This is a genomic window from Hyphomicrobium methylovorum (assembly GCF_013626205.1).
Taxonomy (GTDB): Bacteria; Pseudomonadota; Alphaproteobacteria; order Rhizobiales; family Hyphomicrobiaceae; genus Hyphomicrobium_B; species Hyphomicrobium_B methylovorum.
Map to the genome: position 1 here is coordinate 2420063 of NZ_QHJE01000001.1, position 22138 is coordinate 2442200.

Here is a 22138-nt window from a genome sequence, read left to right on the forward strand (position 1 = left end):
TTGGGATTCTCTGAACTTAGCTTTTGGAGCCAGATGTTACAAGCAACGCTTGGCCGCATGAAACGTTCACATCGCTCCTCAAATACAACGACTTCGCGGGTAAATCCCTTTCCAAAGCAGCGGTAGAGGTCGTGGCTCGCAAAAAAATATTTTTTGTGACGCGGAGCGATTGTTGATCAGGTCGGTATTGGATACAGCCGGTCTTTGGCTTGGTTTATACCGACTATTTTGGAATTATTCTCTGGTGACGGCACTTTTTGCGCGTCAAGCCCGATAAACAGCAATGGCAACAGTGATCAGCCTACGGAATTTAATCGAAGGCGGGCGCCAATTGGTCGCGGACTTCTCTATATATGTTCGCAACTTATAACGGCATATCGGGACTAGGGATTGATTGAATTAAATTCGTAGTGTGTGGATTTCGGTGTCCCAATTACGACAATTTCGATTTCCCGAAAATTCATGAGTCTCTCTTAGGACGTATTGACATCCAAGGGGATATCGGAGTTTTTGTTTTCCGGGTTTCCGGGCTTGGCCCCGTAGTAGATTATCAGAGGTTTCTCGTTCCGATGCGAAATGTAAAGAAAATGGCTGGGATCAATGTCGACAAGATGTCTCTCAAGGAGCTCGTCGATCTTGAAGCGAAAGTAAAAAAAGCAATTGCTTCGGCGCGTGACCGCGAGCGGTCCGATCTCAAGAAGAAAATGGCCGATTTGGCTGAAACGCACGGATTCTCGGTATCGGAATTGTTCGGCGCGCCGCGTGGTAAATCCGCTGGCCGTACGAAGTCGGTCGGTGTCGCGAAATACGCCAATCCGGAAAATCGCGCAGATACCTGGACGGGTCGCGGCCGCAAGCCGAATTGGCTTGTCGAGCGCTTGAGGAAGGGCGCCAAGCTCAACGATTTCGCGATCTGAGCGAAATTAGTGTCGGCGCAAACTCTTGAACTCGGGTTGAGTTCATCTTGAGCTGAGCGCTTCTAGAAATGAAACGGGATCGTTGGCGGCTGTCGGCGGTCCCGTTTTTTTTTTGAATTCCATCGATCGTCAAAAAAGACGTCGCGGCTTCCTCTTCTTTTGGGCAGGGGCTGGGCGACGCTTCCAAATCACTTATATACGGACACAGACACCCGTCGCCGCGTGGCGAACGCCGCCCCATTAAGCAGTCATAAACGTCTGCTTCTTATCTGCACTTAGCAGGAGCAGGCCCGGCGGGGATTTTAATCCAGCCCGACATCTTTAGCACTCGCTCCTTGACAGTGCTAGCAGCCCCGCTCATATGTCTCGCGCGCCCAGGATTTGACTTGGCTGGTGATGCAAATGCGGCTCTCGGAGCCGCATGAGTAGCTCCGCCGCCATCTTGCACTTGGGTGTTGCAACGTAATTTTCTCATCAAATTCATGAGGTTATACCCATGACGTTCCGTCCCCTCCACGATCGCGTGGTTGTTAAGCGCATCGAGGAAGATGCGAAGACGAAAGGCGGGATCATCATCCCCGATACCGCCAAGGAAAAGCCGCAGCAGGGCGAAGTCGTCGCCGTTGGCCCCGGCGCACGTGACGAAGCGGGCAAGGTGCACGCTCTCGACGTTAAGGTCGGTGACCGCGTGTTGTTCGGCAAGTGGTCGGGCAGCGAAGTGAAGATCGACGGTCAGGATCTCCTGATCATGAAGGAGAGCGACATTCTCGGCGTTCTCGCAGCTCCGGCGAAGGCCAAAGCTGCCGCCTAATACGGGCTCCCCCCACCCTTCTATTTTCAGCTACATCAGGAGTTGCTTACATGGCAGCTAAAGACGTCAAGTTTTCGCAAGATGCCCGCGAGCGTATGCTTCGCGGCGTCGACATTCTTGCCAACGCAGTAAAGGTGACGCTCGGTCCGAAGGGCCGTAACGTTGTCATCGAAAAGTCGTTCGGTGCTCCGCGCATCACGAAGGACGGCGTGACGGTTGCGAAGGAAATCGAGCTCGAAGACAAGTTCGAGAATATGGGCGCGCAGATGCTGCGCGAAGTTGCTTCGAAGACCGCCGACCTCGCAGGCGACGGCACGACGACGGCGACCGTTCTGGCCCAGGCAATCGTTCGCGAAGGCGCGAAGTCGGTTGCTGCCGGTGCGAACCCGATGGACCTGAAGCGCGGCGTTGACCTTGCTGTTCAGGCCGTCATCGACGACCTCAAGACGAACTCCAAGAAAGTTACGAAAGACCAGATCGGCCAGGTTGGCACGATCTCGGCGAACGGCGACGAAGTCGTTGGCAAGAAGATTGCCGAAGCGATGGAAAAGGTCGGTTCGGAAGGCGTCATCACGGTTGAAGAATCCAAGACGCTCGATTTCGAACTCGATGTCGTTGAAGGCATGCAGTTCGATCGCGGCTATCTCTCGCCGTACTTCATTACCAACGCCGACAAGATGATCGCTGAACTCGAAAGCCCCTACATTCTCATTCATGAGAAGAAGCTCTCGGGTCTGCAGGCAATGCTTCCGGTTCTGGAAGCCGTTGTTCAGTCGGGCAAGCCGCTCCTCATCATCGCTGAAGACGTCGAAGGCGAAGCTCTTGCTACGCTCGTCGTCAACAAGCTGCGTGGCGGCCTCAAGGTTGCTGCTGTCAAGGCTCCGGGCTTCGGCGATCGCCGCAAGGCCATGCTTGAAGACATCGCAGTTCTGACGGGCGGCACCGTGATCTCGGAAGATCTCGGCATCAAGCTCGAGACGGTAACGCTCGAGATGCTCGGCCGCGCCAAGAAGGTGACGATCGACAAGGAAAACACGACTGTTGTCGATGGTTCGGGCAAGAAGGCCGACATCGAAGCACGCGTGAAGCAGATCAAGGCGCAGATCGAGGAAACGACCTCGGACTACGACCGTGAGAAGCTCCAGGAACGTCTCGCGAAGCTTGCTGGCGGCGTTGCTGTCATCAAGGTCGGCGGTGCGACTGAAGTCGAAGTCAAGGAACGTAAGGATCGCGTCGACGACGCGCTGCACGCAACGCGCGCGGCCGTTGAAGAAGGCATCGTTCCCGGCGGCGGCGTTGCGCTTCTCCGTGCAGTGAAGGCTCTCGAAAGCCTGAAGCCTGAGAACGACGACCAGAAGGTCGGCATCAACATCGTTCGCAAGGCGCTGCAGGCTCCGGCTCGTCAGATCTCGGCCAACGCCGGTGAAGATGGCTCGGTGATCGTCGGCAAGATCCTCGAGAACACGTCGTATGCCTTCGGCTACAACGCTCAGTCGCACCAGTATGGCGATCTCTACAAGCAGGGCGTCATCGACCCGACTAAGGTTGTGCGTTGCGCGCTGCAGGACGCAGCTTCGGTTGCTGGTCTGTTGATCACGACGGAAGCGATGATCGCCGACGTGCCGAAGAAGGAAGGCGGCCATTCGCACGCTGCTCCTGGCGGCATGGGCGGAATGGGCGGCATGGACTTCTAAGAAGTTCTTTGTCTGCGCCGGGCGACTCCCCTTCTGGGAGCCGGCCGCCCGGCGCGGGTGTTCTTGCTGGGTGCAAGAGGCAGAAGCACTTTCCGATTCCCCGCCGGGCAACCGGCCGGATGGTGCAGAAACTTCGAAGGCCAGGTCCAAGCCCAAGCTTAGACGAGCTCAGATATCGAAAAGCCCCGCATCGCTGCGGGGCTTTTTGTTTGTCATGTCACTGGATGATGAAGCTGTTCGCCTTGGGCAGATTTTTGCCGGCCCAATACGAGACGTCGTGCGCGCGGTTGAATTGCGTGTCGCCGTTCTGCACCTGATAGAGGGACACCCACAGCTTGTCGCCGGGTTTCACGCCTGAGAGCGGGATGTCGACGTTGCGATGATCGCCGGCATTCAGTTCAACCGTGCCGAGCGGCTTTCCGGCGGTCTTCCCGCCCTCATCGCTTCGGAAGACGACGGCGAAGCTCTTCTCTGGAGCATACGCGTAGGTGAGCTTTACCTTTGAATCCTTGAGCTTCTGATTCATGACGATGATCGAAGCCTGCGTACCTGCAGTGTCACCGGTATTTTGAAGCGCGAGAGCCGGTTGCGCGAATGCAGCGGCCGCGAATGCAAGTGCGATCACCGAAGCGTTCATTCGTATTGTCATGAGATGATCCTCCTATCGTCGATAGGGGCGTTCGGAACGAGCGTCCTGTTCTCGATTTGGGATGAGCTTGACGCGACGGCAATCGAGTCTGTTCGAGATTTAATCTCACGATGCTGCGATTGATTGGCCGGAAACCCATTCTTTTGGACGACCGAAAGTCGAAAAGCCCCGCATCGCTGCGGGGCTTTCCTGTCGGTGTTAGCGAACGACGAAGCCGTTTGTCGAAGGCAAGTTTTCTGCCGTCCAGTATGGCGTTGCGCTCTCTCGATCGAACGTCTTGCTGTCGTCCTTGGCGCGATAGACCGAGATCCAGAGTTCGTCTCCGGCTTTGGCATTTTCCGAGATTGGAATTTTCACGTCGCGATGATCGCCCGCTGCGACGGCGATTGAGCCGAGCACGCTCTTGGCATTGTCGCCCTTTCCGTAGACGACGGCGAAGGCGTTTTCGGGAGCGAAGACATAGCTGACGTTGACTTCAGGGCGATCCAACTTCTGATCCATCACGATCACAGAGGCTGGCGTCTTGGCTGCGTCGACGGCGGATTCCTGCATTGCGGATGCGGGTTGCGTGAATGACGATGCAGTCACTGCAAGCGCGAAAACGGAAACAATCAAACGGGCCGGCATGGGGAACTCCTCTATCCTCGTTGTCGGCGGCTGATACCGCTCCTATCGACTTGGAGGCCCGGTACCGAGGGTTCAATCTCGCGGTTACTTGAACTTCTCTCACAAAAACGCGAGCCCGCGTGAGGTGATGGAGCGGCGTCGGTCGATTTCGAAAACGGATCCGGGCAATTTATTGCTGTGTACAGTTTGCCGCAGGGGTTCGCGTTCGAGAGAATTCCTGTACATTTATTCTTGCGCATTACTGCAAAATTCGAGGTTGAGCATCGGCATGATTAGTCATGCGTCGGTGATGGGCGGGTTTTTCTCTAAATCACAAAGATGAGAGGAAGAATAAATGTCAGAAGATATTCTATCCAAGCTCAAGGCGTTACACGGGGACGTTCGCACGCGTGTTGAGGCAACATCTGACTTTAAGGCGATGAAAGCGGTCGAGCGGGCCATCGACGAACTCGCAGCAGCGTTGGCTCCTGTGGCGGCGAACGACGACGTGACTCACGACAGTGCCGGACAAGATGAGGGGGCCGCTTCGGTTGCCGATGGCGCCGGGGAAACCGCCGATGCCGACGGGGGTACGGCGTCGGCGGTTGACGACGCTGTTGCTGCTGACGTGGTGGCAGAGGCGGAGCCAGCGGCTGAGGCCGCAGACGGCGCTGCAGATGCGGCTCCGGCTGAAGCTACGGCGGAGGTTTCAGCAGAGGCGGAAGCTGCTGCAGAGCCTGCGGCTGAGGCCAGTTCTGAGGTAGCTGGTGAAGTAGATGCTGCGGAGGCACCTGCGGCTGAAGCGCAACCGGAGGCGACGGCTGAAGCGGCACCTGCCGAAGCACCTGCAGAAGAAGCGGCTCCAGCGGCAGAAGCTGCACCGGCCGCTGAGGAGGCACCTGCGGAAGCCGCGGCAACGGCAAGTGAGCCCGCTGCTACGGAGGCTGCTGAAGAACCTCAAGCAGATGCTGCGGCCGCAGCCGAAGCACCGGCCGAGGCACCTGCGGCAGAGGCCCCGGCAGAGGTTGCTGTCGAGCCCGAAGCTCTTGCTGAAGCGCCAGCCGCTGCAGCGTTTCCTAACGGAGCAGCACATCCAACGCCTGCACCGGCTGCTGCGCCACCTGCAGGCGCTCCGGCCTAACGCCGAATGCTTCAGAGCATCGCAACAAAGAAAGCCCCGGTTTCCGGGGCTTTCACTTTTCTGGGAAACGTTTTCAGCGCGATCACATTTCTCTTCGCGAGACTTTGCTTTCCGCGTTGCTGGACTAAACTGTTGCCATCAAGGCGCGAACAGGAGGCGACTATGAATGCGGTAGAAATTCAAGCGCACGCGCGGCAACTGTTTGAAGCCCACGGCGCGAAGGCGCTGGCTGAAGCGGCTCAAATGGTTCGCAAAGTCGAAGAGAGCGGCGATAAGCGGCTTGTTGATGACTGGCGCCGTATCCAGGTGGCGCTTACGCAATTGCGCGGGCCCGGCGTCAGCTAAGCCAAGCTGCTAGTCGATCCGGCAGCGGCGTCGAAAGGCCATCCGGTTGGTGCTGGCCAATTCGGACATGCGCCGCGTATCCGAGTTTGCCTTCGCTGAATCTGGTATCGCGGCCATGCCGTGACGCGATCTTCGTTGCAACGTCTGAAAGATCGAGACGCGGCGTTACGCTGAAGTGGCGCAACCACGCGCGAAGGGCGCGTCGCGGAACGGGGTGCAATCCGTTCATGCTGCCGAAATCGACGATGTGCAGTTCGCCGCGCGGGGCAAGCTGCGTAAGTGCGTTGTCGAGAACCTTCTCCCATGCGGGGATCATCGACAACGCATATGAGATTACGATGCGGTCTGCCGCATAGAGGCCGAACAGGTTGCGGGCGGAGAACGTCGCCGCGTCGGCTTCGGCGAGCTGGATGGTGTCGCGAAACGGGCTTCTCGCCACGGCGGCGCGTGCCGTCTTCAGCATTTCACCCGAAAGGTCGATGCCGAAAAAGTCCGCGTCGGGATAGAGGCGTGCGGCACGCAGCAGGTTGCGCGCCGTTCCGCAGCCGATTTCCAGAACCGAACCGCATGGTGGCGGCTCGACCGCCGCCAGCATCCTGTCGCGCCCGAAAAGGTAGGGGCGACGGGTCACGTCATAGATGAAACGCTGATGGCGGTAGATGGCATTCATCGTATCGGCGTGGTTGGTCATCTGCCGTCCGTTGATCAAGCGGTTTTGATGTACAGGTGGAAGCCGCCGTAGATGGCGGAGCGATCCTTTGCGTGAATTTCCGCGGAGCGCGCTTCGTCATAGCGCCAACGGTCGAGCAGTGCCGCAGGAACACGGCCGGGCAGAATGGTTTTTTCGCCGGCTGTGCGGAAGATGACACGGGCGCCAGGGCGTGCCGTGCGCGTGATTTCGCGCCAGAGCTTGGTGAGGGTTTTGTCGTCCATCCAATCCTGGGCGTCGAGCAGAACGTATCGGTCAAGGCTGGATGCGGGCTCGTTCTCAAGGAAGTGAATGAAGTTGTCGTGGATCGCGCTGACGCATCCGGTGCGCGTCTTGATCGCGAGGAAGTTTGCTTTTTCGAGGTAGGGCGGGCACGGGCCTTGGCCTTCGGCTGCGTAGCGGCGGCCGAATGCCTGCCAGGCGAAGTAGTTGTCCTTCAGATCGAATGCGGTTGCGAGCCGCTCCGTGCGCGCTTTCAGAACGGAGGCCATCGGCTGAGCGCCGTGTTCGGACAGGGCCTCATATTGCGCCGGAGGAATTCCGAGCCCGAACAGCGATGCTCGATTTGCCGTCAGCCATCGCAGGAGCGGGCGCTCGAAGGCTGGCGCGAACTCGCGATCGAAGATCTCGCGCTGCTCGCTCAGCGATTTTGCTTCCAGCAAGCGCTTTGGGTTTACGCCCAGCACGCGTGCAAGGATGTGTCCTGTCGAGATGAAGCGGCCGAGAAGTCCGTGGCGATAGAAATTGCGAGCGAAGCGCGAAATCCGTTGGCGGCCGGTTGCGTCGCGGCCTTCCCAATAAGCGCGGCTCGACGCATCGAGGTGAGGGGCGATGAGATCGCGATAGAGGTAGACGTTGCGGCGATCGTCAGCAGCGCCGAAGAAGCGGAAGAACGCCAAGTGGGTTGGAAGGTGGCGTGCCGCTGCCAGCTTCAAGTTTAGAAGGGCAATGTGAGTCCGGTTGAGATCAACCGCGTAGATGCGCGCTGGATTTGCCGTGAGGTAGCTCATCACGTTGCAGCCGCCGGAGGCGATCGTGACGATGCGGCTTTGCGAGTCGAGTTCCAGCGCTTCCATGTCGGCGCGGGGATCTTCCCAGATTTGCGGATAGACAAGCGAGCGGAACGCGAACGTGAAAACGCGTTCGAGAACACCGGTGCTGCTGAGCGCCCTGTTGCGATGTACGGCCTCGCTCAGGAGGTCCGCACTGTCGGGTGTCATCAGTCGTGCCGTGGCATCCATCAAGGGATCTCCAAACGAACTCTGGTTTCGGGTTGCTGTGTGGTTGAATGAGATTTCGTGGTGTGTTGGCGTAAGTGGCTTTCAAGCCGCTTCAACCAGGCCTCCGCGCCGGGTTCCGCGCTGGGCCCGCTTCTGCATGACGCTTTTCCAGTCGATGATTTCGAATGTGCCGTCGAAGCGCTCGGCGATCGCGGTGCAGCTTTCGACCCAGTCGCCGCAATTCAGGTAATGGATACCGGCGATCATCCGATCGTTGGCGTGGTGGATGTGACCGCAGATGAGACCGGAGGCGCCGCGCCTGCGCGCTTCGCTTGCGAGCGCTTCTTCAAATTCGCCGATGTAGCTGACAGCGGTTTTAACTTTCCGCTTCAAGAATGCCGACAATGACCAGTGGCCCAGCCCGAATATGCGGCGTGCGAAATTCAGCGGAACGTTGAGCGCGAGCGCCGCGTCGTAGGAGCGGTCTCCCAGGAAGGCGAGCCAGCGTGCGTAACGAACGACGACGTCGAATTCATCGCCATGCAGAACGAGGTATTTTTTGCCGTCCGCGCTTTCGTGGATCGCGTCGCGATGCAATTCAACGCCGCCGAAATGCATGCCGGTATATTCGCGCAATCCGTCGTCGTGATTGCCGGGAATGAAGATGATGCGCGTGCCTTTGCGGGCTTTGCGCAGAAGTTTCTGAAGAACGTCGTTGTGGCTCTGCGGCCAATGCGGGCCGCGGCGCACCTTCCAGAAATCGACGATGTCGCCGACGAGATAGAGAACCTCGCATTCGACGTCTTTCAGAAAGTCGAGCAGGGCTGCAGTTTGGGAACTGCGCATGCCCAAATGGACATCGGAAATGAATACGGCGCGATAATTGAACTCGCCCGTGGCGGTGGATGCGCTCACCGTCGCCCCCTCATCGCAATGCTAGCAGCTCGTTTTTGTCGAGGCGGCCGCCAGCGCGGTATCGTGCTCAGTTGAGGAAAGCGGTGCGCGTTTTCTGGACGCGCTCTAAGCTCTCCATGGCACGCGATGAGCCGGATTCATGTAACAGGCGTATGACAGAATCAGTCCGCGCGACGACTCGGCGCGAATTCAGGGTTCGATACTGGTGACCGGATCAGTATTCGATGCGCTGGAAGATCCGTTCCCAGACGAACAGCAACACCGTGTCGATGGCACCGACGAGTAAGAAGGCCATTGCGATCGGAACGGTGGAGGATTCCGGAAGCCCTAAGTCTGAGCCGCGCGTCGATACCGCGAGAGCGGCTGCGAGGCTGATGAGGGCGAGGATGGCGAAGAAGACTTGGACGAACTTGAGCGAGCGCTCACGCTCACGGCGGATGGTGCTCATCGGGTGTCCCTGACGCGTTACAAATAGAAAACCCCGGAGAGCATCTTAACTTTGCTCGGGCCGAACACAAAGACATATTTAACGGTTCGTTAACCAAGTTGCTCCGCAGTCAACGCAGCGAGCTTTGCACGCAACGTCGTTTTGCATTGCGGAAAATCGGCGGCCATCCACCATCGTTCGAAGGCATCGAGGATGCGTCCGACGGCGGGGCCGGGTGCTGTGCCGAGGGCGAGAACGTCGGCGCCGGAGAACGGCATCTGTGGTGCCTTCCAGCGGTCCGCCAGAAGGGCGCGGCGTCGCCATGCGTTATCCGTCACCGAGGCTTCGGAACGCGCCCAGGCGGCAATTACGGCGCGGGAAAAGGCTTCCGGTCCAAGCTTGTACAGTTGGGCGCGTGCGGTGGCGTCTGGCGCTGCCGGATCGATTTCCGGCACGGCGATTGCGATGACTTCCAGGGCGTCGGTTTCGGCGTTCGAAAGGCGCAAGTCACGGCCAAGGATTGCGGCATCCTCGGGGGTGGAAACAGCAAGTGCGGCTAGGCGAGTGATCGGATCGGCGCGGCGGCCAAGGGCCGTTTCGATGCTGGCTAGTCGGGTCAGCCGTTGCGGAGCGATGTTGGTTCGCACAAGGAGCGGGAGGATGCCCGCCTCGTTCATTGCGGCGACGACTTCCGGAGCGTGCCGCGCCGTGAGCAATTTCATCAATTCACTGCGGATGCGCTCAGCGGCGAGTCCGGAAAGGCCGTCCTTCAAAGCCGTAACAGCGGCAAGTCCTGTGGGATCGAGCTGTCCCTCGCTGTAGCCAGCGCTGAAGCGAAAGAAGCGGAGGATGCGGAGATAATCTTCGCGAATGCGCGTTTTGGCGTCGCCAATGAAACGCACGCGGCGGTGACGAATGTCGTCGACGCCGCCGACGGTGTCGAATAGCGTGCCGTTCTCGGAGCAGGAGAGCGCGTTGATCGTGAAATCGCGCCGGTCTGCGTCTTCGCTCCACGATGTCGTGAAGGCGACGACGGCGTGGCGGCCGTCCGTTTCAACGTCCCGGCGCAGTGTCGTGACTTCAAACGTGTGGCCATTCGAGACGAGCGTGACGGTGCCGTGCGCGAGGCCGGTTGGATGCGTGCCCAGTCCGGCCGCTCGTGCAAGGCGGATCACTTCGTCGGGTATGGCGGTTGTTGCCAGGTCGACCTCGCGGACAGGCCGACCGTAGAGCGCGTCGCGTACGGCACCGCCGATGACGCGCGTTTCGGCCTTTCCAGCCGTAAGCGCGGCGAATACACGGCGAAGCGGTTCCGCGTTCAGCCAGTCTCCGCGGATGCGGATATGTTGCGCGTGCGGTTCCGTCATGGCGTCAGTTGTCTTGCGCCTTGGCTGGCGGCTCATGGATGGTGTGACCGGGCGTAAGCTTTCCGTCTTGAACCGACGGGGGCACGTAAACGTCCTGCGGGTTGTTGTGCGAGCGCGATGAGAAAGTGACCAGCGTTGCCAGCATCAGCGCGGCACCGGCAACGAACAGGCGCAGCAGCGGGGCCCGGCGCAACACGGCGCCAATGCCCGCCCATTCATCGTCCTTGAATGCGACCCAGGCGATGTAAGCGACCGTTGGGAGCATGAAGAAGAAAATATTCTCGATAACGATGCGGCTCATGCGCTGACCAGTCTCCGATAGAGCGAGCGGATGATCCCCGCAGTCGCTCCCCATATATAGTGTTCGCCGTAGGGCATCGCATAGAAGCGTCGTTCACCGCTGCTCCACAATCTGCTTTCGATCCTATGGTTGGCTTCGTTCATCAAAAATGCGAGCGGCACCTCGAACACGCGAGCGACTTCGGTGGGCTCCGCCTCAAGGGTAAAGCCGGGGCGGACGAGCGCCACGGCCGGGGTGACGATGTAGCCGGTGCCGGTGCGGTAGGCCGGGAGGTACCCCAGCAGGTCGAGAAACTCCGAACCAAGGGCGACTTCCTCTCTCGCCTCGCGGGCCGCCGCGGCGAAGGGTGTTTCGTCGAAGGTTTCGACCTTGCCGCCCGGAAAGGCGATCTGTCCCGCGTGGGCGGAGAGATGCGCCGTCCGCTCTGTCAGAATGACGGTCAAGGGATCGCGAGCCACGACGGGGACCAGGACGGCGGCATGGCGCGGGGTGGCCGCGTACCTGTTCGCGCCGGGGTTAAGATCGTCGTCGCCCGGGCCTTGGGCGTCGTGGAGATCTGGCGGGATATTCAGCAATCGCGACCGGGCAAGCCGCGCAAAGTTGGCGGCATCAAGCTCGATGGCCACATTGGAGGCAGAAAGTGGGCTCATTTCACAATCATAACTGATCTGGGCGTGCGGCACGAGCGGGTGGCCGAGTCGCGCTGAATCACGATAGGATTGAATGGTAGCGCACACTCGTGCTGGCCTGACAGGATAATGAGACCGCACGTGGCGAACACCGGAACGAAGACCTTCCTCTGTGCGCTGTTGGCCGTTTTGACGTTTGCGTGCGGGCTTTCGGTCATTGCGCCGCGGACCGCCTTGGCCGCCTCGTCGACCGCCGAGTTTTTATCTTCCCTTTCTGACGCCGAGATTGGCCAGTTTCGCGAGTGGCGGCAGCAGCGTGCCGTCTTCAACGATCAGGTCGACAGCTATTGGGATAGCGTCGAAGCAAAGCGGCAGGGCCGGCGGAAAAAGCGCGCCCGCAAGCTGCCGTTCGAGCGCAGCGACTATGAGATGAGCTTGCCGCCGCAATACAAAGGTCCATCGCTCGCGCCGTCGTTGGCGAAAAAATACAATTCATTTTTGGAGCAGCAAAAGACGACGAGCCCGACGCCGCCGAAGGAGCTCTCAACGGTCAGTGATTATCTGGCAGCGGCCAAGCGCGTGTATAACTTTACGCCCGAGCGTGTGAGCGAGCGCGAGTTCAAGCTTCGCTACGCGGAAGAGGCAACGGCGCTCGGGCTTTCCAAAGATCAGGTCGTGCGGGTCTATGCTCTCGAAACGGGCGGCATCGGCACTTACGACATGCAGGCCGGAATTCACCCGGCGCGCAAGACGGGCCGCGCGATTTCGAGCGCGCTTGGGTATGCGCAGCTTCTGGACGCCAACTCGATCAACGAGTTGGCGCGCAGCGGTGCAACGTTCATCGCGCGGCTAAACCAGCGTCTGCATAATCCCAACAATACGCCGGAGCGTACGGCCTCACTGAAGCGCAAGCTGGCGGTGTTGAAGCGGATGTATGCGAACGTCAAGAAACTCAAGTTCGAGTGGCATGTTCAGCAGGCTTACGCGAAGACCGAAGTCGGCATGGGGATCCATACGCTCAACATCGATGGCGACATCGGGCCAATGCTGCAGGCGATGAAACTCAGAACGCTGAAGGACACGGCCGCTCAGCAGGGACGGCATTCGCTGACGGGCGCGGAACTCGAGCTGATGAATCTTGCTGGTCCGCTTACCGGACTCGAGATGCTGGATGAGCCTGGCGCATCAGCTCCGACGGCGAACTTTTTCGCGCGGCGCGCTTACTACGTGAACAAGATGGTGATCGGGCTAACTGGATCGCAGCTTAAGGCCGAACTGGACCGGCGTATGACGCAGGCCGTCACGACCGCCGGTTCGAAGGAATTTGCATCCGCATTCGATGAAGTGTTGAGCCGACGCGCATCCAATCGCTGAGTGTGATGCTGTGCGCGTCGGCTCGATGATGCTTCAAGCGTGTTCGGTTTCCCGGCCGGAGAGCATCGGATAATCGGTATAGCCTTCCGGCCCCTGAGCGTAGAATGTCGTGGGGTCCGGCGCATTCAACTCGGCACCGATCTTGAAACGCTTGGGCAGATCCGGGTTGGCAATGAAGAGCTGACCAAAGGCAACGGCGTCCGCATCGCCCGATGCAAGGACGGCTTCCGCAGTCTCCTTCGTGAACTTTTCGTTGGCGATCGTGACGCCGCCGAAGCGCTTCTTCAGATCAGCGGTGATTGATCCTGGGCCCTGTTTCTCTCGCGTGCAGATGAAAGCGAGACCGCGGCGGCCAACCTGCTCGGCAACGTATCCGAACGTCGCGAGCGGATCGTTGTCGCCCATGTCGTGAGTGTCGCCGCGCGGCGCGAGATGGAGCCCGACGCGATCCGCGCCCCAGACCGCGATTGCAGCGTCAACGGCTTCAAGCATCAGTCGCGCGCGATTTTCGATCGGTCCACCGTAAGCGTCGGTGCGTTTGTTGGTGCTGTCCTGAAGGAATTGATCGAGCAGGTAGCCATTGGCGCCGTGGACTTCGACGCCGTCAAAACCTGCGCGTTTGGCGTTCTCTGCGCCGCGCCGATACTCCGCGATGATGCCTGGGAGTTCGTCGATCTCAAGTGCGCGCGGAACGACAAACTCGCGCTTTGGGCGCACGAGGCTGATGTGTCCTTTCGGTGCGATTGCGCTTGGCGCAAACGGTAGCGCGCCGTCGAGATAAATCGGATCAGAGATGCGGCCGACATGCCAAAGCTGCAGCAGGATCGTGCCGCCCTTGGCGTGTACTGCATCGGTGATGCGCTTCCAGCCCGCGACCTGCTCATCCGACCAGATGCCCGGCGTATCGGGATAGCCGACACCCATCGGCGAAATGGAGGTCGCTTCTGTCAGCATCAATCCGGCGGAGGCGCGCTGACTATAATACTCGCGCATCAAATCGTTTGGGACGCGGCCTTCGCTTGAACGGCATCGGGTGAGGGGAGCGAGAACGATGCGATTTTTAAGCGTGAAAGCGCCAGCCTTTAGGGGATCAAACAGCGATGTCATATTTTCTTTCCGTCGTTGATTAGGAGGAATGTGGCGCTAGGCGTCCCGCCGCGCAACTGCGGCCACGCATCGCGATCCATGTGGCTTAAGGCCTCTGAGGGCTGTTCAGGTTTCCGGCATCCGGTCTGTTTCCATGGCTGCCGCGAGGCTGCGGGGCTCATAGATAATTTTCCGGGGACGCTTCTTGTGCATCTCGATAACCGTTTCGCCAAAGCGGCGGCGGGCGCTTTCGTGAATGGCTTCATTCAGAGAGAGAAAGCCGCTTTCGGTCTTGCTGCTGCGCCAGGATCGGAACCAGCGTCGGCGCGCGGGTGAGATCGCTTCGTCGTTTTGGCGAACGAGGCGGATGAATGGAAATGCGCGGCTGAACGCATAAACCCAGCCCGTGGCCGACGCGTGCTGCGCGCCGAAGCAGTCAGGATTTGCAATCGCACTCAACTGATCGAAATCGATGTCGAGATCCGTGGTGGCGGAGACGCGATCGGCCATCCACAGCAGTGGCGCATCCGACAGGGCGGTTTCCGGCCAGCCGCCGCCGATGTCCGCGTGCGTTCCGGGGAACCACACTTGCTCCACATGCTGATGAGAGCCGAGAGACGTTTCTGCGGGAAGCGTGAAGAGCGACGGGCGGAAGGGGCCGCGAATTTCGTCAACGGAAAGCGCGTGCAGCGCGACGTCGATCGTGTCATGTAGGCGCATGTCATGGAAGGCGAGACGGCGGCTGCTCCATGTGCCGCCTGTTAGGGGATTGCCGATATTGCCGACCGTATCCCAAACGCCGATGCAACGTATGCGGACCGGATAATGGCACGACGCGCTGAGTTCCGCCACCGCATCGATATTGCGCTCGTGATCGCTGCGTCGATAGAGATCCCAGGCGTTGCCGATTGAAAATTCGCTGTCGGGTCGCGCAATGCCGAATAGGGAAATGAAGCTTGCGAGGCTGCGTGCTTCAAAGGCGCCGCGTGAAAACCCGAATAGATAGATTTCGTCGCCGGGTTCATAGACGTCCATCAAATAGCTGTAAGCCAGCTTGATGCGCGCGCCGACTTCCAGGCCGATTGCGCCTTTGACGAATGCGAAGCGCATACCCTCGTCGCTGGCGATGCCAGCGAGGTAGCGGACATACTGGCGGATACCTTTGCGGTCTCGCGGGCGGATGGCGCGGTGAAGCTTCGCCACGTTGGTAGGGGGCGCTTTAGGATCCTGGTCGTTCCAGGTGCCGTCGAAAGAACAGACAATACGTTTCATGCTGCCTTCCCCCGAAGGCCGTTTCCGGCGCACGCAATACAAGGGGTGCGCATTGTCATCCGAGCGACGTTATACGGCCCGCGCCTTCAGGGACCAAGGCGAGGGCTGGATTTGAAGGTGCCGCGCCCGCCGATGCTGGCCGATTGGCCACAACGAGCGCGATGAACCGGCGATGTTCTCGACGTAATTGCCCGGTTACGGCCATTTCACGACGGGCGGCATGGAGGAGAGAATGCTGGCGACGTTGCCGCCGGTCTTGAGGCCGAACGTTGTTCCGCGGTCGTAGAGCAGATTGTATTCGACGTAGCGTCCGCGGCGAATGAGCTGCTCTTCGCGGTCTGCATCGGTGTAGGGCATCGTGTAGTTGCCGCGAACCAGCATCGGATAGACGCTGAGGAATGCCTTGCCGACGTCTTTGGTAAACGCAAAGGCTGCGTCCCAGCCTCCGGCATCTTCATCAGGAGTCAGGTAATCGTAGAAGATGCCGCCGATCCCGCGCATTTCGTTGCGGTGGGGCAGGAAGAAGTATTCATCGCACCAGGTTTTATATTTCGGATAATCGGCGATCGCGTGTGCTGCACATGCGCCGTACATCGCCGCGTGAAATGCGAGCGTATCGGCGTCGGACTGCACGCGGCGCTTGTCCAGCACGGGTGTCAGGTCTGCGCCGCCGCCGAACCACCATTTGCTGGTGACGATCATGCGCGTGTTCATATGCACGGCTGGCACGTTCGGGTTGAGCGGATGGGCGATGAGCGAGATGCCGGACGCCCAGAACCTTGGATCTTCTGCGGCTCCTGGAATTTGCGCGCGGAACTCAGGAGAGAATTCACCCTGGACCGTCGAGGTGTGAACGCCTGCCTTCTCGAAGACGCGGCCGTGCACCATGCTCATCAGGCCGCCACCGCCTTGCTCGCTCTCGCGGGTCCAGGGCGTTTGAACGAATTGACCCGGCGCGTCCGTTCCGTGGGGCGCCGTCTCGGGAAGGCCCGTTTCGAGTTTCCCGAATGCTGCGACGATGTCGTCGCGCAGGGATTCGAACCAGGCGCGGGCGGCAGCCTTGCGTTCTTCGAGCTTCGATTGGGCGTCTTCCATGGAAAGTATTGTGCCTTGTCTTGTTTTTGTCTGAAATAACCCTTAGCCATACCCCACATCCATGATCAACACCCGGTCGCTGTCGCCAGTCGGAACCACCGTCTTGCGATTTAGCGCCGCTTTTTGTGTCTGTTAGGCAAATGCTTCGCGCGATTGCAAAATGGTTCGAGACCCGGATTGACCCGTTCGAGGCGAGTGAGATCACGCGCCCGCCCGATACGCTATGGGCATTTTACCGGCATTTCATGATGCCGCTTTGGCCGTTTTTCCTTCTGCTTTTGATTGCGGGCTTCCTTGGCTCGTCAATTGAAGTGGCGCTGATGGCGTTCGTCGGCACGATTGTCGATCGCATGAAGGCGAGCACCGATCCGGCAACGTTCATCTCTGACCACGGCTGGATGCTGCTGGGGATGGCGGCGGTTGCGCTTGTGTTGCGGCCGATCGTTTCGACGGCGCACGACCTCATTAAGAACCAGATGATGACTCCGGTCGTGACGACGGGCATCCGCTGGAAGACACATCGTTATGTGTTGCGGCAGAGCCTTGGCTTTTTCCAGAACGACTTTGCGGGACGGATCGCCAACAAGATCATTCAGACTGGGTCGGCGCTTCGTGAAAGCGTCATTCAGCTCATCGATGCGCTTTGGTATGCAAGCGTGCAGTTCATCGGAGCGGCGGTGCTGTTTGCGGCGGCTGACTGGCGGTTGACTGTTCCGCTGCTGATCTGGGTCGTCGCCTATACGTTTGCGCTTAGCTATTTCGTGCCGCGCATCAAGCAGCGTTCCACGGAGGCGTCCGAGGCGCGGTCGATGCTCGTTGGGCGTATCGTCGATAGTTACACGAATATCATGACGGTGAAGCTTTTCGCGCATGCTTCGCGAGAAGACGAATACGCACGCGCGGCATTGCAAGATCAAATGGCGAAGTGGCAGGCGTCGCTGCGCCTGATCACCGGCATGGAGGTGACGCTCTATCTGCTGAACGGCAGCTTGCTGGTTTCAGCTTGCGGCATGGCGATCTGGCTGTGGACGCAGCATTACGTCAGCGTGGGCGATATCGCCGTTGTCAGTGGCCTCGTCATCCGCATCGTCGCGATGTCTGGCTGGGTCATGTGGACGATTGCAGACGTGTTCGAAAACATCGGTATCGTGCACGAGGGCATGGAGACGATCGCGCGCCCGAACCTGCTGGCCGACTCTTCTGATGCGAAGCCGCTTGTGGTTTCCCGCGGTGAGATCACCTTTGACCACATCCGCTTTCACTATGGTTCGGGACGGTCCGCGTCTGTCGATGCGCCGCCGCGTGTCATCGAAGGATTGTCGTTGCACGTTCGCCCGGGTGAGAAGGTGGGACTTGTCGGTCGTTCGGGCGCCGGGAAGTCGACACTCGTCAATCTGCTGCTGCGCTTCTACGACCTGGAAGGCGGCCGCATCTTGATCGACGGGCAGGATATTGCGCACGTCACGCAGGACAGTCTCCGGGCCGAAATCGGAATGGTGACGCAGGATACGTCTTTGCTGCACCGCTCCGTGCGCGACAACATCCGCTACGGCCGTCCGAGTGCGGACGACGCTGACATCATCGCCGCTGCGCGGCAGGCGGAAGCGGGCGGTTTTATCGCGGACCTGGAAGATATGAAGGGCCGCAAAGCCTATGACGCGCACGTTGGCGAGCGCGGCGTGAAGCTTTCGGGCGGACAGCGTCAGCGGATTGCGATTGCGCGTGTGCTTCTGAAGAACGCGCCGATCCTGGTTCTCGACGAAGCGACGAGTGCGCTCGATTCCGAGGTCGAGGCCGAGATCCAAGCGAGCCTTGAACGGCTGATGCATGGCAAGACGGTTATCGCCATTGCGCATCGGCTTTCGACGATCGCGGCGATGGACCGGCTGGTCGTGATGGACGATGGGCGGATCGTAGAGGAAGGTACGCACGAAGACTTGCTGAAGCGTGGCGAGCTTTATGCGCAGCTTTGGCAGCGGCAGTCTGGCGGCTTCCTCGCGCGCGAGGCGGCCGAGTAGGGCCGTCGGCGATCTAGCTCAAAAAAACTGAACGGTTGAGTCAGGCGGGTTTAGGCTTCTGGAAAGCCGCCCGTCTGGCGCAACGCTTCGCCGAGGACCATTGCCGTCGCGACGGCAATATTGAGCGACCTCAGTCCCGGCCGCATCGGAATTGTAATTCTCGCATCCGCAATGTTGTGCACCGCGTCAGGGGCGCCAGCGCTTTCGCGGCCGAGCAATAGCGTATCCGTCTTTTCGAATGTGAAATGATGGTAAGGCGTGTCTCCGTGTGACGTCAGCAATATGAGCCGGCCATTCGAGGGCATTGTTGCAGCGCGAGCGTCAGTGAACGCTGCAAAGCTCATGTGCCGTGTGAGATCGACGTGGGGGAGATAATCGAGTGCTGCACGCTTAAGTGCGCGGTCGCTGATGTCGAAGCCTGCCGGTTCGATGATGTCGACGGCGATTCCGAGACAGGCGCAAAGGCGAAGGATCGTGCCTGTATTTTGCGCTATGTCGGGTTGATAAAGCGCAATACGCATGATCAATAATTTTCTCTAATATATAAAATGGGCCAGTCCAGCCCGATGTTTTGACGATGCGCCAAATTGCCTCTTGGCCGTTGGCTTTGCCGAGCTTGAGAGCAAAGTCAAACGCTGTCAGAACGGCTCTAATGAAATGATGCGCAGAAGCGCACGGTTATAGAGCGTCCTCGGCAAGAGCACCGAACTTTCTCGTCGTCCGGCGCCGTTATGTGTAACAGCTCGCCAGAATTTCCAACCGGAGGCACCCGTGACCACTGACGCTACTGAGGCGAATCGCCGGGACTTCCTGGTGGTTGTCGGCAACGCGTTTGCTGCCGTCGGGGCGGCCTCGCTCCTTTGGCCCTTCATTCAGCAGATGAATCCTGACGCGAGCACGATGGCGCTTTCGTCGATCGACGTCGATCTTGCTCCCGTTAAGGAAGGGCAAGCGATCACGGTGATGTGGCGCGGCAAGCCGGTGTTCATCCGCAACCGCACGAAGAAGGAGCTCGACGAGGCTCTGGACGTCGATGTGCAGAAGCTGCCGGATACCTTCGCACGCAACGACGCTCTTCCGGCTACCGATCTTGCGACGGACCAGAACCGCACGATCAAGGGCCACGAGAACTGGATCGTGCTCATCGGTATCTGCACGCACCTTGGCTGCATTCCGAAGGGGCAGGCCATGGGCGACGAACGCGGATCCTATGGCGGATGGTTCTGCCCGTGTCACGGTTCGGTCTACGACACGTCCGGGCGCATTCGTGGCGGCCCGGCGCCGCGCAATCTCGAGGTGCCGCCCTACGCGTTCGCATCTGACACCAAAATCAAGATCGGCTAAGGGGCAAGAGCAATATGAGCGGTCATTCCTCGACCTATGAGCCGACCACCCGCTGGGGCAAATGGTGGGACGAGCGCCTACCGATCTATCGGTTGATGCACGGGTCGTTTGTCGATTTTCCGACACCCCGTAACCTGAACTACCTCTGGACGTTCGGCGGTATTCTCACGTTCTGCCTCGTCGCGCAGATCGTGACGGGTGTGATTCTGGCGATGCACTACAATCCGAGCGCTGCGGGCGCGTTCGATTCTATCGAACATATCCGCCGCGACGTGAACTATGGCTGGGTGATCCGCAACTTCCATGCGGTCGGCGCGTCGATGTTCTTCGTCGCCGTTTACATTCATATTTTCCGCGGCTTGTACTACGGCTCATATAAAGCGCCGCGCGAAGTGCTGTGGGTTTTGGGCGTCATCATCCTGTTGCTGATGATGGCCACGGCGTTCATGGGCTACTCGCTGCCGTGGGGCCAAATGAGCTTCTGGGGCGTGACGGTTATTACGAACCTGTTCTCGGCTCTCGATAGCATTATCAACGGTCTCGGCACCGCAATCGTGGAATGGCTGTGGGGCGGGTATGCGGTTTCGGGCGCGACCCTCAACCGGTTTTTCTCGCTGCACTATCTGCTGCCGTTTGTGCTGACGGGCGTTGTCGGCTTGCACATTTGGGCGCTGCACACGGCCGGACAGAACAATCCGACGGGTCTCGACCTGAAGCAGCCGAGCGACTCCGTGCCGATGCATCCCTATGCAACGTCAAAGGATGCTGTCGGGCTGTTTGCCTTCTTGATGCTCTTCGCGTGGTTTGTGTTCTTCATGCCGGACTACCTCGGGCATGCTGACAACTACAACGAAGCCAATCCGCTGGTGACGCCGCCGCACATCGTTCCGGAATGGTACTTCCTGCCGTTCTACGCGATCCTGCGCGCCTTCACGAGCTCGTTCCTGGGTATTCCGCTCGGCGAGTACGCAAAGCTGTGCGGCGTCGTGGCGATGTTCGCGGCGATAGCCATCGTTGCGTTCGCTCCGTGGCTCGACACGTCGCGCGTGCGGTCGGCGAAGTATCGTCCGATCTTCAAATGGTTCTTCTGGTACTTCGCATTCACGTGCGTTGCGCTGGGGTATCTCGGGTCGAGGCCGGCTGAAGGCGTCTACATCTTTTGGGCGCAGATCTTCACGCTCTCGTATTTTCTGTTCTTCCTGGTCGTGATGCCGGTCGTCGGCCTCATCGAAACGCCGAAGAAGCTGCCGCGCTCGATCACGGACGCGGTGCTTGGAACGGACGGGGAAACAGCCAAGGGCGCAACTGCTGCGTCGGAAGTGCGCTGAGAGGAAACAACAAATGAAAAGCCGTTTCCCTAAGCTTCTTGCCGGCGCCGTTGCGGTGCTCTCGATGGGTTCGCTCGCTGCGCTTGCTGAAGAGGGCGGCCATCATGGGCCGGAGATTCCGCGTGAGACTTGGTCATTTGGCGGTTTCACTGGCCAGTTTGACCGGGCGCAATTGCAGCGCGGTTTCCAGGTCTACAAAGATGTCTGCTCAAGCTGCCACGCTCTGCATCGCATTGCGTTCCGCAACCTTGTCCAACCGGGTGGACCTGAGTTTCCTGAAGCCTCTGTGAGGGCGCTTGCCGCCGCGTGGCCGAACCAGATCACTGACGGTCCGAACGACGAAGGCAAGATGTTCGAGCGTCCGCCGTTGCTGTCCGACCCGATCCGCGGTCCGTATCACAACGAGCAGGAAGCGCGTGCGGCCCAGAACGGCGCATATCCGCCGGACCTCAGCCTCATGGCGAAGGCACGTGGCGTTGAGCGCAATCCAAGCTGGTGGGTTCATCCGTTCCTGATGATCGGTGACATCATCAAGACATACTCGGAAGGCGGCGCCGATTATCTGCACGCGCTGTTGATCGGCTATACCGACCCGCCGGCCGGCGTCGAACTGGTTGACGGCAAGTTCTACAACAATGCCTTCCCGGGCCATCAGATCGCGATGCCGCCGCCGTTGTCGGAAGGTGTCGTGACCTATCAGGACGGCACGCCGGGCACCGTCGAGAACTATTCGCGTGACGTTGCTGCGTTTCTCTCGTGGGCGGGCGATCCTTCGCTTAACCAGAGAAAGCGTATCGGCTGGCAGGTGATGCTGTATCTGCTTGTTACGACGGTCCTGCTCTACATCGGCAAGAAGCGCATCTGGTCTGCGATGAAGCATTGATGCCGCG

General features: G+C 59.5%; 23 protein-coding genes. 10 read left to right on the forward strand and 13 right to left on the reverse strand.

What is annotated here, in order from left to right; all coding sequences use genetic code 11:
• Window positions 1-587: 587 nt before the first annotated feature.
• The 3 genes from DLM45_RS11660 to groL all read left to right on the forward strand — a co-directional run bounded on the left by DLM45_RS11660 (window position 588) and on the right by groL (window position 3422).
• The gene (locus tag DLM45_RS11660; RefSeq protein WP_246317344.1) at window positions 588-917 is read left to right on the forward strand and encodes an H-NS histone family protein; all 330 of its coding nucleotides are present in this window, start codon (window positions 588-590) and stop codon (window positions 915-917) included.
• Between the two features lie 496 nt (window positions 918-1413).
• Window positions 1414-1728, forward strand: a complete 315-nt coding sequence (gene groES, locus DLM45_RS11665) for a co-chaperone GroES (RefSeq protein ID WP_181337275.1) — start codon at window positions 1414-1416, stop codon at window positions 1726-1728.
• Between the two features lie 50 nt (window positions 1729-1778).
• Window positions 1779-3422, forward strand: coding sequence for a chaperonin GroEL (groL, locus tag DLM45_RS11670; RefSeq protein WP_181337276.1), 1644 nt, complete (start codon window positions 1779-1781; stop codon window positions 3420-3422).
• 217 nt (window positions 3423-3639) lie between these two features.
• Here the strand turns inward: groL and DLM45_RS11675 are convergent, their stop codons facing one another.
• Complete coding sequence (locus DLM45_RS11675; RefSeq protein WP_181337277.1) at window positions 3640-4071, reverse strand: DUF7282 domain-containing protein; 432 nt, start codon at window positions 4069-4071, stop codon at window positions 3640-3642.
• A 198-nt stretch (window positions 4072-4269) separates the two neighbouring features.
• The gene (locus tag DLM45_RS11680) at window positions 4270-4698 is read right to left on the reverse strand and encodes a DUF7282 domain-containing protein (protein WP_181337278.1); all 429 of its coding nucleotides are present in this window, start codon (window positions 4696-4698) and stop codon (window positions 4270-4272) included.
• A gap of 334 nt (window positions 4699-5032) precedes the next feature.
• Between DLM45_RS11680 and DLM45_RS11685 the strand changes: the two genes are divergently transcribed.
• Together DLM45_RS11685 and DLM45_RS11690 are read left to right on the forward strand one after the other, a co-directional pair.
• On the forward strand, window positions 5033-5818 hold the full coding sequence (locus DLM45_RS11685; protein ID WP_181337279.1) for a hypothetical protein: 786 nt from the start codon (window positions 5033-5035) through the stop codon (window positions 5816-5818).
• A gap of 162 nt (window positions 5819-5980) precedes the next feature.
• Window positions 5981-6163, forward strand: a complete 183-nt coding sequence (locus tag DLM45_RS11690) for a hypothetical protein (RefSeq protein ID WP_181337280.1) — start codon at window positions 5981-5983, stop codon at window positions 6161-6163.
• On the opposite strand, the gene DLM45_RS11695 is transcribed toward DLM45_RS11690, so the two are convergent.
• The 7 genes from DLM45_RS11695 to DLM45_RS11725 form a co-directional block, all read right to left on the reverse strand.
• Window positions 6156-6854: a class I SAM-dependent methyltransferase gene (locus DLM45_RS11695; protein ID WP_181337281.1), complete on the reverse strand. Its 699-nt coding sequence runs from the start codon at window positions 6852-6854 to the stop codon at window positions 6156-6158. The genes DLM45_RS11690 and DLM45_RS11695 overlap by 8 nt on opposite strands.
• 14 nt (window positions 6855-6868) lie before the next feature.
• Window positions 6869-8113 (reverse strand): BtaA family protein, encoded by a 1245-nt coding sequence (locus DLM45_RS11700; protein ID WP_181337282.1) that lies wholly within the window; start codon window positions 8111-8113, stop codon window positions 6869-6871.
• Between the two features lie 81 nt (window positions 8114-8194).
• Entirely contained in the window at window positions 8195-9007 is an 813-nt protein-coding gene (locus DLM45_RS11705; RefSeq protein ID WP_181337283.1) for a metallophosphoesterase, read from the reverse strand.
• Between the two features lie 214 nt (window positions 9008-9221).
• Window positions 9222-9455: a hypothetical protein gene (locus tag DLM45_RS11710; protein ID WP_181337284.1), complete on the reverse strand. Its 234-nt coding sequence runs from the start codon at window positions 9453-9455 to the stop codon at window positions 9222-9224.
• An 89-nt stretch (window positions 9456-9544) separates the two neighbouring features.
• The gene (locus tag DLM45_RS11715; protein ID WP_181337285.1) at window positions 9545-10801 is read right to left on the reverse strand and encodes a CCA tRNA nucleotidyltransferase; all 1257 of its coding nucleotides are present in this window, start codon (window positions 10799-10801) and stop codon (window positions 9545-9547) included.
• Between the two features lie 4 nt (window positions 10802-10805).
• On the reverse strand, window positions 10806-11102 hold the full coding sequence (locus tag DLM45_RS11720; RefSeq protein ID WP_181337286.1) for a DUF6111 family protein: 297 nt from the start codon (window positions 11100-11102) through the stop codon (window positions 10806-10808).
• A complete protein-coding gene (locus tag DLM45_RS11725; RefSeq protein WP_181337287.1) occupies window positions 11099-11752 on the reverse strand; it encodes a CoA pyrophosphatase in 654 nt (217 codons plus the stop codon). Before DLM45_RS11725 ends, DLM45_RS11720 begins: the two co-directional genes overlap by 4 nt.
• Window positions 11753-11872: 120 nt before the next feature.
• Here DLM45_RS11725 and DLM45_RS11730 point away from each other — a divergent pair, with 120 nt between their 5' ends.
• The gene (locus tag DLM45_RS11730) at window positions 11873-13105 is read left to right on the forward strand and encodes a hypothetical protein (RefSeq protein ID WP_343062291.1); all 1233 of its coding nucleotides are present in this window, start codon (window positions 11873-11875) and stop codon (window positions 13103-13105) included.
• Window positions 13106-13138: 33 nt separating this feature from the next.
• Here the strand turns inward: DLM45_RS11730 and DLM45_RS11735 are convergent, their stop codons facing one another.
• The 3 genes from DLM45_RS11735 to hemF form a co-directional block, all read right to left on the reverse strand.
• Window positions 13139-14212, reverse strand: coding sequence for an alkene reductase (locus DLM45_RS11735; protein WP_181337288.1), 1074 nt, complete (start codon window positions 14210-14212; stop codon window positions 13139-13141).
• Between the two features lie 105 nt (window positions 14213-14317).
• The gene (locus tag DLM45_RS11740) at window positions 14318-15463 is read right to left on the reverse strand and encodes a DUF2235 domain-containing protein (protein ID WP_181337289.1); all 1146 of its coding nucleotides are present in this window, start codon (window positions 15461-15463) and stop codon (window positions 14318-14320) included.
• Window positions 15464-15658: 195 nt separating this feature from the next.
• The gene (gene hemF, locus DLM45_RS11745) at window positions 15659-16558 is read right to left on the reverse strand and encodes an oxygen-dependent coproporphyrinogen oxidase (RefSeq protein WP_181337290.1); all 900 of its coding nucleotides are present in this window, start codon (window positions 16556-16558) and stop codon (window positions 15659-15661) included.
• 140 nt (window positions 16559-16698) lie between these two features.
• On the opposite strand from hemF, the gene DLM45_RS11750 reads away from it, so the two are divergent.
• Entirely contained in the window at window positions 16699-18576 is a 1878-nt protein-coding gene (locus DLM45_RS11750; RefSeq protein ID WP_181337291.1) for an ABC transporter ATP-binding protein, read from the forward strand.
• Window positions 18577-18626: 50 nt separating this feature from the next.
• On the opposite strand, the gene DLM45_RS11755 is transcribed toward DLM45_RS11750, so the two are convergent.
• Window positions 18627-19097 carry a tRNA (cytidine(34)-2'-O)-methyltransferase gene (locus DLM45_RS11755; RefSeq protein WP_181337292.1) on the reverse strand — a complete coding sequence of 157 codons (471 nt, stop codon included), beginning with the start codon at window positions 19095-19097 and terminating at the stop codon, window positions 18627-18629.
• Window positions 19098-19347: 250 nt separating this feature from the next.
• On the opposite strand from DLM45_RS11755, the gene petA reads away from it, so the two are divergent.
• From petA to DLM45_RS11770, 3 genes are read left to right on the forward strand one after another with little or no spacing between them, the layout of a single operon-like run.
• The gene (gene petA / locus DLM45_RS11760) at window positions 19348-19920 is read left to right on the forward strand and encodes a ubiquinol-cytochrome c reductase iron-sulfur subunit (RefSeq protein ID WP_181337293.1); all 573 of its coding nucleotides are present in this window, start codon (window positions 19348-19350) and stop codon (window positions 19918-19920) included.
• A gap of 14 nt (window positions 19921-19934) precedes the next feature.
• Complete coding sequence (locus tag DLM45_RS11765) at window positions 19935-21248, forward strand: cytochrome b (protein WP_181337294.1); 1314 nt, start codon at window positions 19935-19937, stop codon at window positions 21246-21248.
• A 13-nt stretch (window positions 21249-21261) separates the two neighbouring features.
• Window positions 21262-22131: a cytochrome c1 gene (locus DLM45_RS11770; protein ID WP_181337295.1), complete on the forward strand. Its 870-nt coding sequence runs from the start codon at window positions 21262-21264 to the stop codon at window positions 22129-22131.
• Window positions 22132-22138 lie beyond the last annotated feature (7 nt).